This window comes from Paenirhodobacter populi (genome assembly GCF_004022215.1).
Lineage (GTDB): Bacteria > Pseudomonadota > Alphaproteobacteria > Rhodobacterales > Rhodobacteraceae > Rhodobacter > Rhodobacter populi.
On record NZ_SAUZ01000004.1, the window covers coordinates 1 to 12777 of the forward strand.

Consider the following 12777-nt stretch of genomic DNA (forward strand, 5'->3'; position numbering starts at 1 on the left):
CTATCTGGGCCTGAAGCTGGACGATCCGAGCTTCAACGCCCCGATCTACGCCAGCCTCTTCGATGACGAGGACGGCGATACCCACTCGCTGATCTGGTCCCGCCCGCAGCGCCGCGACGCAAACTGAGCCACCAGGTCGCAGCCCCGCCCGCGAAAACCCGGGCGGGGCTGTCGTGCGTTTGGTGTCGCCCAAGGAACGGCAGATTGCCTGTCTGGAAGATCATGGACTTCAGGGCGGTACTGCACATGATCTGCAGAGGAGGGCCTGCGCCAGACGGTCGGGCCTTCTGGTTCCGCTGAAATATTGCAGGGAGATCATAGTCCCGGCGCGCGAGAATCCTGCCACGCAACCCGATCCCGATCCTGCGTCCGCGAGCCTTCCCGGCGAGAGGATGTCCTGCCTGCAGCGGAACCGGAGTCTGCGCAAGCTCTTGCGAATTGTCCGATTGCCACAGGAAGCCCGAACCGGAATCTCATGCGCATTGCATCGGAGGGCTCTCTGGCCCCTCGCAAGGGCAGCAAAGCCATCCCTCGCGATCCGTCGCTGTCCCTGGTCCGGTCGGGCGCCTCGACAATCAACCCACAAGAGGTCGGCTATGCCATCGGCATGCCGCCGGGCGGATTCGGACGAGCCGAACGCGCCCGGTGATTGCGGCTTCCGCCGGACCTGCGGGGCGCCTGTCACGCGGGGGATTGGCCCCTGCGGCACAAAGACAGGAGCCAGACCGATGTCCTACAACGATGCCACCGCCTATGCTGCCAGCCTTGCCGCCACCCTGATGGTATCGATCATCGTCTTCCGTGCAGGTGACGGGAGCTGCGCCGCTTGCCCGGCAGATGATCTGGACGGTGACGAGGTCTGCATCCTCGCCGAAATCGATCCCTGGGAGCTTCTTCGGCGCTGACCGCCCGCCATACCCGAACGACCAATGCTCCGGTTCGCCGGCGCATTGGTCGCGATTCGGACCCGGGTCAAAAGCTGCCCGAACCGGAACCTGACCGGGTGAAACCCGTCCGGGCATCAGGGCATGCGAGCATAGGAAGGCCGGATGGCAGGGCTCAGCTTCGATCCGCGGTGCTGTCTTCCAGCCGGGTCTGCATGCGGATCAACCACAGATCCGATGCTGCGCGGGCGCCGAGCGGGAGGGTAAGAACCGCTATGGCAAAGAGAAGAAAGGAGGGCAGGCCGATCAGCCAGGCCAGCGCCGTGAAAAGCGGGAACAGCGCGATATAGACAAGATCGTCGAAGATCCTGGCATTGCGCAGAGACCGCATCATCTCACGATGCTCGCCCTCATTCGAACCATCAGTGCTGCCCGTCATAAGCTCAGGCCCTCGTTGCATTTGGCACCGGCCGCCAGTGGCACCGATCCCGAACTGTATCGAGACGATGCGGCGGGTCCGGCCGGTCTTCGCACGCTGAAGCGACGCGTTTCACGAACAGGACGACATGGTTTGCGGTCGCGCTCCCGACATTGGCCAGGATTCGATTCCCGTGGCAAGAGGTGCCGGGTCCCTCACCACCAGGATTTCCCGTCATCCGCAGGCTTTGCGAGACGACATGGTGTTGCACCAGATCTTCTGAGAAGCCCGAGGCCTTTCCGATAGGGGTGCGGGAAGGATGACGCAGGGCAGATAAGGGGCAGCGGGTGTTACATGACAGGGATGGATCGCCGTCGCGGTAGCGGGCCGGGGATCTCAGGAAAGGATACTCGTCAGTTGCAGGTGAAGTGTTCGGGCGTGACCTCGCAAAGAAGCGAGGCACGGCTCTAGTCGCGCCCGCAAGCGGCCCCGACCGGAGCCAGCCGCAGGCGGCCGTCTCCGCCCATGCGGGTGACGATCCTCACGCGGGCCCCGGTCCCAACCGCACGATCCCGCGACACCGATGACCCGGGCCGAACCGGGCAAGAGGCACGGGAGACCGGTCGGGGTGTTCAGGACGGGCCAGGTCGGGCATTGTCGCGGCCCCTGGTCGGGGCCGCGGGCTCTTATCTCTATGACGTCCGAGTCTGCACCAGCCGCTCCGGCGTCAAGGACATCGCGGTCCCCCCGATTTTCGGCCGCCGCCTGGTAGGCTGCGCCAGAAAACCGGCACCCCCGCTCGCCGCCGCTGGCGGTCGCAGAGCGATCCCTGACCCCTCGCGGCAACGGTGCCTCCTGCCTTTCGTCATCAAGCGAAAGGAGCATGACATGGACGACCGGAATATCATCTGCATCGACGCGGGCAGCGAGGCCTACTGGCAGGACCGCCGCGAGGCCTTCGCGCTTATCTGCAAGGCGGAGAGGGCTGCAAAGCGGGCGAAGACAGCGCCGATGTATCTGCACGGCGGCTATGACGAGGACGGCGACGTGATCGCTATCGAAAATCTGGCGCCCTTCGAGGCGATGGGTGACGCCTTCTCCGGGGTGCTGGGCCATCCGACCGCAATGCGCATCCTCCTGGCGCAGCGCCGCAGCCAGATCTGTGGCTTCGACCTCGGGATGCCGATCAGTGGAGCCGAGACGGACGCCGGTTGAGGCGTCCCCGGGAGGCGGCGACCAGCTGCCTCCCGATTCTTCCGGCCGTTGGGAACGCCGCCAATACCGGATCGGCCCCTTCAGGGATCCCGGGAGGGTCGCATCCTGTTCGCAGAGAAGAAGCCAGCTTCAAACGGCGGGGCGTGCAGGGGGGATTCGGGCAAGCCGAACGCCCCCTGCAGGGCCGATGGTGTTCCCGGGTTCGAGCGCGGAGCAGAGAAGGAAAGAAAGGAAGAAAGGGAACCGCCGGTTCCCCCGGCAACCAGAAAATACTGCGCCCCAAGGGCCACCCCCATCTTCCGCACCTCCTGCGTCGGTTTGTGCAGACGGGGGCCCCGACCCTTGTGCCTTGATTTTCCGATTGCCGGGCCCCCCTCCTGCTCTCGCCGAGGGGCAATCCGAGAAGGAGAGACGCGCAAGAGCGCGGCTCACCTTCCCGGACAGCCCTGATTTTTCAAAGGGGGCCAAGCCGGAAAGGGATCGCAAATCTGAAAAGGGGTTTTCTCATGGCTCAATATCAATGCATCTCCTGCGAAACGGTCGCCATCGTCGCCTTTGCCTGCCCGGATGCCTGTTCCTGCTGCGGTGGCCCGGTTTTCGATCTGGACCGATACGAGGCAACCCGGACCGAGGCGAAAATCATCGGCGCGCAGAATGACGCTTTCCGCAAAGCCCTTGGCCCGGTTCTGGTCGATGGTCAGCAAATCCGGGGGCGGGTTTTCGTGACGCGCGGCATCCGCGACATGGGGCCGGAATTTGTCGAGGCCGCACTTGCCATGACCCGCACTGACGACAATTTCGTGGATGACCATTGCCGTTATGGCGCCCGCAGTTTCGGAATGCCTGACATTGCCCATGACGGCGACACCTTCCGCATCTATTGGAAAATCGACCTTTACGACAACGACGAGCTTATGGGGCCGGAGGTGGAAACCGACCCGAGCCAGACAATCCGCGTCCTGACCCTCTGCCTGCCCGACGAATACTGACAGGACAGGGCGGCCCCCAAGGCAGGGGTCGCCCGCCTTCCCTGACCAGAACCGGAAAGCCCGCCCCGACCGAAACCCCGCAGGGCAGGGCGGCAGGGGGCTGGGCTGGCGCTGAAAAGGTGACCTGTCGCGCCGCAGCCGCAAGGGCCACGGCGCGACAGGTCCGGCGCTGCCCGCGCGGGGGCCGCAGTCGCGGCGTTGCGCCCGGTGGTGGGGACGCGCACAACCTCAACCCGGGTGCCTCTGGCCCGTGCGGGAAAGAAGATCGCGCAGAAGCGTGGCATAGAACGGCTCGACCGCCCGCGCGATCATCGTGACCGCAGGCATCAGCCCATGCGGATCATGCCGGCGCTGAAGGTCTGCGACCGTGGCCAGGTCAAGTCGCAGGTCCAGACGGATCGTCTCGCACGGCCCTTGTTCCGCGTGACCCGATGCAGGCTCTGGCAGGTTGCGGACGATCTGCGCCTGCACCTGCCCGGCGAGGCCCCGGCGGATCGCTTTGCGATCGCTGGCAACATAGCCGCCCAACACATCCCCAAACCCGGCGACCAGTTCCGCCGGGATCCGCAGCGACAGCGAATATTTGCGCTTTGCTGGTGGCGCCAACGCAGGCGAGCGATTGGAAGTCACAGACACTGGCTGAGCAGGCGCGGGCGGAACCGGGATCCGGTCCGGCTCTGCGCCTTCGATCCTGCTGGCGCTGTCGCGATCTTCGGTCACCGGCACCGCAATCTGCCCAGGCAAAGCCTCCGGGCGACCGCCGGTCTTATGCGCCAGGCCCGGAAGGCGCGGACTGGCGCTGAACACACCTCGGTTCTTCATGTCGCGGTCCTCGCGCCAACAAGGATGGCATCCACTTCGGCCAGCAGTGCCCGGCAATCGTCAAGCGCCTCGCGGAGGCGCTTGACCTGCATCTTCTCCAGCCCGCTGGCCTGTCGCTCCATCAGGGCAAGCGTCCGACCGAGCAGGCCCCGCATCACGATATCCGCGAAGATTGCGGTATCGCGCAGCCGGGTTTCCATGACCGGGAATCCGTCGAGTGCCGCATCGCGATAGGCCGAGGCGGCGCTGGTCAGCTTTGGACGCATCATGGTGAACAGCACCCGCGCCGCGCCGATCTCCCCTTCATGCTCAAGTCCCCGGATCACTTCCAGCGCGGGACCGAGTTCGGCAAGTTCGGTTGCCGCCGGTTTGAAGGGCAGGAGCGTCAACTCGGCATAGCGCAGGGCCATGCGGTTGAAGGGATGATCGACACCGGCAAGATTCAGCAGCGCGTAGTCGAAGCGCCCGGAATCCTCGGCCGCCATCAGATCGGATTCCAGATGCGCCACGCCCGTGGCTTCGAAATCGAGATAGCGGACCTCCATCCTGTCGGACCAGCATCCGATCTCCTCGGCCTGCACCCGATACATGTTGAAGTTCCGCTGCGGATCGCAATCGACCAGAAGCGCAGATTGTCCGCGCGCCTCGATGGCACTGGCAAGAGCCATCAGCGCGGTGGATTTGCCGGTGCCCCCTTTGTGGCTATAGGCAGCAATGACGATCATGAGACGGCCTCCGGGTGGCTCGGGGTTGACGGGTTGACGCTCTGCCGCAATCGCGGTTCGGCGGTTCGGCGGTTCGGCGGTTCGGCGGTTCGGCGGTTCGGCGGTTCGGCGGTTCGGCGGTTCGGCGGTTCGGCGGTTCGGCGGTTCGGCGGTTCGGCGGTTCGGCGGTTCGGCGGTTCGGCGGGCGCATCAGCTTCCCCCGGCCTGTCGGTCGGGAAGCTGCACCTGCGCCCGTTGCTGCGGGAAAATCTCTGCCATCTGCCCGGCGAAGAAGGCGCGGGTCACAGTGGCCTTGTTGCCCGCCACGCCGTGATAGGCCGAAAGACCGGATTCCAGCGGCAAGCCAGCCCAGATGCGGGCCAGATTGTCCATGAAGCGGCCCGGCGTGATCCTGCCCGCCGCAAACTCGGCATAGCCCGCGTCGAGGATCAGGATATTCGCCAGAGCGTCCTGAATCTTTGCGTCGAACAGGGTTTCCGCTGGCAGGCCTGTCCTGCGGATCAGGTTTTCCAGCGTATCCGGCACGATCTGATAGCGACCTATCGCGTGGTGCTGGCCCGGTGTCGCCGCAATCCAGCTTCGGATTTCCGCGAGCGTCATCCGGCTGGGCGCCTTCGGGGGTGGCACGGCGGCGCTCTCGTGCCAGGCATCATAGCCCGCGCGACGGCTCTCCGCGTGCTGGATCAGGGCTTGCAGCTTCACCAGCGCGTCATTGCCACCGGGTAGACGGAAGGCACCGCCGCCCTGGGGTGCAAGGGCGAAGCCTGCACCCGGCTGGTCGAAGGACGATGCCACGCGAAGACCGGAAAAGCTGGACCCCGGCATGGCCTCCCTGCGCGCGGCGGGCTTCGGATCGAAAGACGATCCCCATGTCCAGCCCTCGGCCACAGCGGAAGTGGCAAGGCACAGCGCTAGAAGGCATCCGCCTGCGCCTGCGGGCAGGAGGGCGCAGGTTCTCTGCAGGCCGTCCTCGATGTGCCATCCCGAGGAGAAGGACCACACCTGACGCAGCAAGTGCTGCATCGGCCATAAGCCATTCATTCTGAATGGTTTATAGCCGTTTGGGGCCGTCGGACTGCCCTGAAAGGAATTTTCCAGCAATTTCAGCGGTGCGAATCTGCCGTGGCACGGCGTGCCACGAAAATGGCACGCCGTGCCACGGGATTCGGCCCATTTTCCGGCCGTTTTGGTCGCCTCAGACCTAGTCATCATCACGCTCCATCTCGCGCTCGTGACGTTCGTCGGTGAGGTTCGCGTCAAATCCTTCGCGGAGCCGGTGGAACTGCTCCGTGAGCGCTTCGCCAAGGCTTTCCTCCGGGCCGTCCTTTCTGTCGCTCTCGGTCGACGGGTTCTGAATCAGCTGATTGAGGATCCGCTCCTCCTCCACCAGCGAGAATTCCGGGATCTCCAACCCCTCTCTTTGCCGCCAGAGGGCCATCGTCGCGCGCAGCTCGTTGATAGCCGGCAAAGCCTTGTCATAGAGCCGTTCCGCCTGCTCGCTGCTCGTGGCCCCGGAGATGATCAGGACACGGCGAATGACGTGCAGTTCGCGGATCGTCTGCCCGACCGTCATCATCAAACCCCGCATCCCGTCGTTGTGGGATGACAGGAGGGACTGGAATCTCTGGTCGAGTCGGTCAAACTCCTCGCCAAGGCGGTTGTTGACCTGTCTTGCGAGTTCCACCTCGCCCTGAAGCGCTGCAATCCCTGCGTCGAGGTGCTCGGCCCGGGGCAAGTCGCCCTCGGGTGTATGATTGGCGGTAAGCGCCGCCGCCTCGGCGCCGAGTACGAAGCGATAGCGGTTGTCGATATTCTCTTTCCTCATCTGATCGGTCCTTCCTTCACCTTCTGCATCTGTTCGATCTCCTGGATGGTGCGGGCTACGTCCCGCTCATTGCGCTCAGGCGGCCGCTCCGCCCGCTTCAGCGCGGCATACTGATCGCGGAGGATTTCTTCGGTATTGCCGGGATCCCTGGCGGGCTGGCGGTCCGGCGCTATGGCGGGCAGGCGGGCTGACGCGGCGGGCTGACGCTCTGCCGGTTCGGCGACGGGGCGATCTGGCGTGGTGGCGGCGCGGCGGTCTGGCGGGCTGCCGGTCTGGCGCTCCGGCTGTGTGGCGGCCTGGCGTTCCTCTGGGTCGCCGCTCGCCCGGTCTGGCGTTTTGGCGGTATTGTGCTCTTGCGGTGCGGCTGTCCTGGCGTCCTGCTCGCGCGGTTGGCGGTGCTTCTCCGCCATCTCCCGCTCGCGCCCCTCGTCCCTCAGGCGCCGCTCCCAGGCATCAAGTGCGGCGGGCCGCTCGCCTGTCTGTTTCTGGATCTGCTTTGCGAGCTCGCTGACCTTCGTGGTGATCAGCATCACTTCGTCACGAGCCCGGGACAGCCCGACATAGAAGGATTTCTGGGTACTGAGCTGCTCCTTGCCCATCATGCCGACGATGATCCGGTCGACGGTCGCGCCCTGGAAATCATGCGCCGTCGCCGCATAGGCATGATCGATGCCGCGCGCCGCGAGACTGTCGAAGGCAAGCCGGGTGCGCTTGCCGTCATCGAGCAGAATCTCGATCTGACCTGCCCCGATCTGCTCGACGCTGCCGCGTGCGCCATTGGCCACACCGCTGGCGCGGTCGGTGAGTGCGAACTTCACGCGATCGCCAGGCGCAAAGTCGCGCTCAACCGGGCTATAGGCGATAAGGCTGGCAGCCGCTTTCCCCCCAGCGACAAGCGGCACGCGGATGGCAAGACCGCCATCCTCCGGGCGGAGCGTGATCGTGTTGCTGCGCAGGCTGGTATCGGTCACCTTGTAAAGGGTATTGCCGGTGAGACCGACGCCTTTCACATCCCGGATTGGAACGACGACATCGTTGATGCGATAGCTCGCCGCTTCGGCTGCCTCCGCCTTCGTGAAATTGTGCGGGGCCAGGCTTCTGATCTGCGTGTCGTTGGCAGCAATGCGGCCTTCGCCCCGCAGCCCTTCGCGGATCGCGGCATTGACCTCCTCGCGCACGGCATTGGTCAGCACGATCAGCCCTGTCCTCTCGCGCTCAGACGGTTTGAGCTCAAGCCAGGAATTGGCGACCTTGTCGGTGAACTTCTGGTTCCTTGCGGGCGTTGCGACCTCGCTGAGATTGGCGAAGGCCGCGTTGATTTCGCCGCGGATCGCATAGAGCACCGCATCGCGCAGGCCCTCGTCGCGCTGGCGCTGGATATCGGCCATCAGCGCTGTCGGCATCCCGGCGCGCTGCAGCTGCGCAAAGGGCGTGCCGGCCGCAACCGCATCCAGCTGCTTGATGTCGCCAAGCAGGATAACCCGCGCATAGCCCGCCTGATTGGCTCGCCCCATCAGATCGCGCATATCCGTGGTGCCGATCATCGAGGATTCATCGATGACCAGGATGGTCTTCGATTTGTCCGCCGGATCACGTTCAAGATCGGCGTCGAGCTTGAAGCGCGCGACTGTCCGGCTGCCGGGAAGCACTTTCTCCAGCTCGGCGACGGCACGGTTGGTCGGCGCCGCTCCCTCGACCATATAGCCGAACCGCTCGGCATAGCTCCGAAGCTGTTCGACCATGTAGGTCTTTCCCGTACCGGCATATCCCTGAACCGCGACAAAGCGCCCGGAAGGGGAGAGGCCAGTGAGGATGGCGTCGCGCTGACCTTCGGTCAGGGTGCTCTGGTTCAGCCGCTCCCGAAGGGTTGCGACCCCCGACATCTTGACGCCGCCATTCTCGCGCAGCCGATCCGGCAGAATGACCCCGTCGGCGCGGCGCCCGGCCCGAAACTCTTCCTGGACGCGGACCTCGGCCGCCAGCGTGGCATCGTCGGTGTAGAGGGAGCGGATCTCGGTCTCGATCCGTGTCTGGCGCTCGGGTTGCGCCTCGACCTTCTCCGCGATCCAGTCGTTCCGGGTGATCTCCTTCCAACCCTCGCCGTCCCGAACCCTGACAGGATCGGAAGCGACAATCTTCAGCGCCACGGTGTCTCCTGTTTCGAGGGCGGCCCGCTCGATAGCTCCGGCGAGCGCGACGCCCCAAAGGGTCTTTTCGCCCTGGCTGGTCTCCAGCGTGACGAAGTAGCTCCCTTTCTGTCCGTCCTGATGCTTGTAGGGGGCAGGGCCATGGGACTTCAGAGTGCCATGAATGCCTTCCACCTTCGGTGTGGCAATCGCAACTTCCCGCTGTTCATGGAGGTGGACCGGTACCAGCCGGCCTTCGGCCTCTTTCCGCAAGATCGCATCTTCAAGGCGATCGTGTCCGACCTCGCTGTTGTGATTCAAGGCGACCTTCAAAAGGTCATCCGCAGAATAGACAGCGTTTCTCTCGCTGACATGGCGGATGGCAAAATCGATTGCCGCCGCTGCTTTGTCCTCCTCGCCGATCACCACCGGGCCATCGCGCGTCATGCCGGGCAATCTCAGCGCTTTTGAGAGCGAAGCGTCGTCGCGGATCCTGTCCAGATCCTCCCGGGCGATACCGAGATCCCGGGCTTCCTTCAGCCAGCCCTCCTTCAGTTCCGCCCGGTCGATGCCCTTGTGCTTGCTCTTGCGTGTGGCCAGTGCCGCCAGCGCGGAATCCCTGGCGGTCGGCTCGGCCCCATAATCCTTCAGCGCCGCCTCGATTTCCTGGCGCCGCTTGGAGAACCCATCCATCAGCTCCTGCGGAACGCCCCGGATTTCCACGATGCCGGCGGGACCGACGCGATCCACGGTATAGCCGAGCTCGGTCAGCTCGCGGGCAAGGCCATTGCGGTAGATGCTGCCGAGCAGCATCTTGTTCTCATAAAGCGGTTCGTTGGTCAGTGCCGTCCAGCGCCCGTCCGGCCCGAGAACCATGTTCTGGATCACGGCATGGGTGTGGAGCTGGGGGTCCAGCGCGCGGGACGTGTCATGCCGGAAGAGCCCGGCGATCATCTTGCCGTGGACCGGGACGATTTCGCCATTCACCTCGCGTCGTGTGTAGACAAAGCGCTCCTCTGCCACGGCCATGGCGAGTTTGACGGCACGATCATGGGCGGCCACAATTCTCTCATCACCGCCGACCAGAGCCATGATCGAAACCGATTTGCTGGCCGAGAAGGTCAGATCGATCCCGGGTCGGTGCTGACGTTCACCCCCGACCCAGCGGCCGAGGGTCTGACCCTCTTTCCAGTTCCCCTCGGCATCGCGCTCCAGCCCCGGCGCGTAGCCCTGTAGCATGTCGGAGAAAAGCTCGTTGTCGACGCGCTCGCGGAAAGTGTCCCAGCCGATATCAGCCAGATGCTCGGCGGCTTTGCCAAACCAGGACGCGGCCGCTAGAGCCTCCGGGCTGCCGGCGATGTAATAGCCCTCGGCCTGATAATAGCCGCTCGCCGCCGCCCCGGGCGAGACGTTGCTGAGCGACATCATAGCAAGGAGCCACGGTCATCCATGGCATCGAACAGGGGGTCACTCTCGGGCGGCGGGGCAGGGTCGATGATATCCGCTGCCGAGGTGGTTTCGACGCAGGATTCCAGTACGGCAGCATAGGAGGGCACGTCAGGGCCGGGCTTGCCTGAAGACGCCTTGCGGCGGCTGGAAAGCATGGCGGTGGTATTCGGCGTCACCCGGAAAGCGGGGTTTCCGTTGCCCTTCAGGCGTTCGCGATAATAGTGATCCCAGAGAATTTCATCCGGGATGCCCATCAGCGGCGCTTCCATCTGACCGCTCTGCGGATTGAAATCCTCAGTCCGGCCTGCCTTGCGCCAACGGAAAAAGGCGTCGATCTGCTGATCCGGCGGCCAGCTTGCCCAATTACCGCGCTGTTCTTCCTGCACCTGATCAATGAGCTCCGGTGCGATCTGTGCGGGGATCGATCCGTCCTCGTCGGCTGGGGCAGGGGTCGTGTGCGGGTTCATCCCGTCCAGATCGAAGCCGATCCCCTGATAGGGAATAAACTTCTCGGCGCGTGGCTTGGTCGATACCGGCTCGAACATGACCTTTGCCGTCGGCGCGTCATAGGCGAAGCGGATATAGGCCTCGAACTGCGGCAGGGCCTGAATTTCGGAAGGGGTGACGATCGGGCGCTCGACCCTCTGGCTGATGAAGGCCACGCCGTCGCGGCTTTCATGAGCCCCGAAGCTGAGGTTCTCGCGCTGCTCGATCAGATCTTCGAAGCCGAGGGAATCCGAGAAGAGCTTCGCGGTTCTCGCATCCGGCGTGTTGAAGACGATGCGGTTGTTGAGCGTGCCGACAATGCTCTGCGCGCCCTTCTCGCCATAGATGTCCTCAAGCTGCGCATAGACCTGATAGCCGAGGACGAAGGCACCACCGAACTGCCGGACCTCCGCGAGTTTGGGGACCAGGAAGGGCAGGCGGTTGAGGGTGGGAACCTCATCGAGGAAGAACCACAGGCTCGGATCCCGGCGCTCTTCGCAGGTCATCAGCGCATTGGCCGCGACTTCGACGGCCGTGCTGATCACGTTACGAGTCGCCGCAGAATGCTCCGCATCCCCGGTGAGGAACAGGAACCCGGCCTTTTCGGACTTGACCCATTCGCGCACAGAGAAGGGCTCGCCATCGTCGCGGAGAAATTCGAGGAAGCGCAGCTCCGCGATCATGTTCGCCCGGATCGAGGCCGAGGTTTTTTCGACATGCGGCCCGAAGAAATGCGCGCCGGGCGTGCCGGCAAGCAGCTTCGCCAGCTCGTCCGCCGAAATCGTCATGATCGCGCGGCGCAGATCGGCATTGGTCGGCGTTTTCGCCTTGAGGAGCGAGCGGGCGGCGTATTCGAAGACGAGGCGTGCGGTCTGGCTCCAGAACGGGTCGTTCTGACCCGGCCGTTGCGGGATCATCACCTCAGCGATCTGGGCCAATGCCTCGGGCGTCCTGGCCTCAAAGAACGGGGACCAGATCGCAGAACGGGCATCGAATGGATTGACGATGATATCGGTCTCGGGGTCGTAGAAGTCCCGCACCAGGCCGCCCATCCGATCGTAGACGACTGCGCGGCCGGAGCCCGCGCGGATGGCTTTCAGCAGTTCCTTGATGGCATTGGTCTTGCCGACGCCCACAGTCCCGAAAACCCCGGTCTGCGCTTCGACCGCGTTCGGCGGAAAGGGAATGCCGGCGATGGTGTAGGCATCCATCTTGCCGCCAGATCGATAGCGCTTGCGGTAGTTTCTCCACTTCTGCCGCGACCAGTCTGCGAGGTCGGTTTGCGAAATCAGGCGGCTGCCGCGTACATGCTGGTTCTCGCCAAGCCGCCGCCCGGCCCAGCCAAATACCCCAATGCTGATCACGAGGACGGCACCCGCTGGAAGGGATGCGAACCACGCCAGCTGGACGGCGTTCTCGCGATATTGCCGCGCGACTTCGTTCATCCGCGCATCGGCCGTGATCTCGCTGGCACTGCGGTCCTGTGGGCGGTTCAGGTAATCGACATAGGTGAGGCGCCTTTCGGGGCGTCCGATATCGACGTTGTACTGGGCAAGCCAGCTTATGAAGGTTTCGCGGATGAGCCGGAGCTCGTAGCTGGTGGCGATCATCACGCAGTAGGCCAGGGTGAAGGCGCCGAGCGATATGAACAGAGACGTTCGCAGCACCTGTGCCGCCATACGCCACCAGTGCTGGGTGGTCTGTCCGCCCCTTACAAAGCGGGTCGGCTGGTTGTTGCGTCTCATCTCGGCCTCCAACACGTGCATGCCAATGAATCCCGTTGTCAACGATAGTAGTTCTATGCAACGATAGAATCCTAGTGATGATGATAAGTATCA

The 12777-nt window shown here is 64.2% G+C and carries 11 protein-coding genes; 4 read left to right on the top strand and 7 right to left on the bottom strand.

The window, feature by feature from the left end; translation table 11 throughout:
- Positions 1-127: DUF736 family protein (locus D2T30_RS04655; RefSeq protein WP_128207907.1), on the top strand; the 127-nt coding region annotated here is incomplete at its 5' end.
- A 601-nt stretch (positions 128-728) separates the two neighbouring features.
- Positions 729-905, top strand: coding sequence for a hypothetical protein (locus tag D2T30_RS23010; RefSeq protein WP_164884203.1), 177 nt, complete (start codon positions 729-731; stop codon positions 903-905).
- A gap of 154 nt (positions 906-1059) precedes the next feature.
- Here D2T30_RS23010 and D2T30_RS04660 read toward each other — a convergent pair whose 3' ends face one another.
- Complete coding sequence (locus tag D2T30_RS04660) at positions 1060-1323, bottom strand: hypothetical protein (RefSeq protein WP_128207908.1); 264 nt, start codon at positions 1321-1323, stop codon at positions 1060-1062.
- A gap of 867 nt (positions 1324-2190) precedes the next feature.
- On the opposite strand from D2T30_RS04660, the gene D2T30_RS04665 reads away from it, so the two are divergent.
- Positions 2191-2517 carry a hypothetical protein gene (locus tag D2T30_RS04665; RefSeq protein WP_128207909.1) on the top strand — a complete coding sequence of 109 codons (327 nt, stop codon included), beginning with the start codon at positions 2191-2193 and terminating at the stop codon, positions 2515-2517.
- 506 nt (positions 2518-3023) lie between these two features.
- Positions 3024-3506 carry a DUF3768 domain-containing protein gene (locus D2T30_RS04670; protein ID WP_128207910.1) on the top strand — a complete coding sequence of 161 codons (483 nt, stop codon included), beginning with the start codon at positions 3024-3026 and terminating at the stop codon, positions 3504-3506.
- Positions 3507-3734: 228 nt separating this feature from the next.
- On the opposite strand, the gene D2T30_RS04675 is transcribed toward D2T30_RS04670, so the two are convergent.
- The 6 genes from D2T30_RS04675 to D2T30_RS04705 all read right to left on the bottom strand — a co-directional run bounded on the left by D2T30_RS04675 (position 3735) and on the right by D2T30_RS04705 (position 12684).
- Positions 3735-4328 (bottom strand): hypothetical protein, encoded by a 594-nt coding sequence (locus D2T30_RS04675; protein ID WP_128207911.1) that lies wholly within the window; start codon positions 4326-4328, stop codon positions 3735-3737.
- The gene (locus D2T30_RS04680; RefSeq protein ID WP_128207912.1) at positions 4325-5053 is read right to left on the bottom strand and encodes a ParA family protein; all 729 of its coding nucleotides are present in this window, start codon (positions 5051-5053) and stop codon (positions 4325-4327) included. Before D2T30_RS04680 ends, D2T30_RS04675 begins: the two co-directional genes overlap by 4 nt.
- Before the next feature lie 189 nt (positions 5054-5242).
- Complete coding sequence (locus D2T30_RS04690; RefSeq protein WP_241651197.1) at positions 5243-6076, bottom strand: lysozyme family protein; 834 nt, start codon at positions 6074-6076, stop codon at positions 5243-5245.
- A gap of 178 nt (positions 6077-6254) precedes the next feature.
- Positions 6255-6878 carry a hypothetical protein gene (locus tag D2T30_RS04695; RefSeq protein WP_128207914.1) on the bottom strand — a complete coding sequence of 208 codons (624 nt, stop codon included), beginning with the start codon at positions 6876-6878 and terminating at the stop codon, positions 6255-6257.
- On the bottom strand, positions 6875-10432 hold the full coding sequence (mobF, locus tag D2T30_RS04700; RefSeq protein ID WP_128207915.1) for a MobF family relaxase: 3558 nt from the start codon (positions 10430-10432) through the stop codon (positions 6875-6877). The genes D2T30_RS04695 and mobF overlap by 4 nt, the downstream gene beginning before the upstream one ends.
- Positions 10429-12684 (bottom strand): type IV secretion system DNA-binding domain-containing protein, encoded by a 2256-nt coding sequence (locus D2T30_RS04705; protein WP_128207916.1) that lies wholly within the window; start codon positions 12682-12684, stop codon positions 10429-10431. The genes mobF and D2T30_RS04705 overlap by 4 nt, the downstream gene beginning before the upstream one ends.
- Between the last annotated feature and the right edge of the window lie 93 nt (positions 12685-12777).

Bases quoted from the DNA above. Each gene is read 5' to 3' on its own strand.
- D2T30_RS04670 (WP_128207910.1), top strand. From the start codon at position 3,024: ATGGCTCAATATCAATGCATCTCCTGCGAAACGGTCGCCATCGTCGCC.
- D2T30_RS04680 (WP_128207912.1), bottom strand. From the start codon at position 5,053: ATGATCGTCATTGCTGCCTATAGCCACAAAGGGGGCACCGGCAAATCC.
- D2T30_RS04695 (WP_128207914.1), bottom strand. From the start codon at position 6,878: ATGAGGAAAGAGAATATCGACAACCGCTATCGCTTCGTACTCGGCGCC.
- D2T30_RS04675 (WP_128207911.1), bottom strand. From the start codon at position 4,328: ATGAAGAACCGAGGTGTGTTCAGCGCCAGTCCGCGCCTTCCGGGCCTG.
- D2T30_RS23010 (WP_164884203.1), top strand. From the start codon at position 729: ATGTCCTACAACGATGCCACCGCCTATGCTGCCAGCCTTGCCGCCACC.
- mobF (WP_128207915.1), bottom strand. From the start codon at position 10,432: ATGATGTCGCTCAGCAACGTCTCGCCCGGGGCGGCGGCGAGCGGCTAT.
- D2T30_RS04660 (WP_128207908.1), bottom strand. From the start codon at position 1,323: ATGACGGGCAGCACTGATGGTTCGAATGAGGGCGAGCATCGTGAGATG.
- D2T30_RS04705 (WP_128207916.1), bottom strand. From the start codon at position 12,684: ATGAGACGCAACAACCAGCCGACCCGCTTTGTAAGGGGCGGACAGACC.
- D2T30_RS04690 (WP_241651197.1), bottom strand. From the start codon at position 6,076: ATGCAGCACTTGCTGCGTCAGGTGTGGTCCTTCTCCTCGGGATGGCAC.
- D2T30_RS04665 (WP_128207909.1), top strand. From the start codon at position 2,191: ATGGACGACCGGAATATCATCTGCATCGACGCGGGCAGCGAGGCCTAC.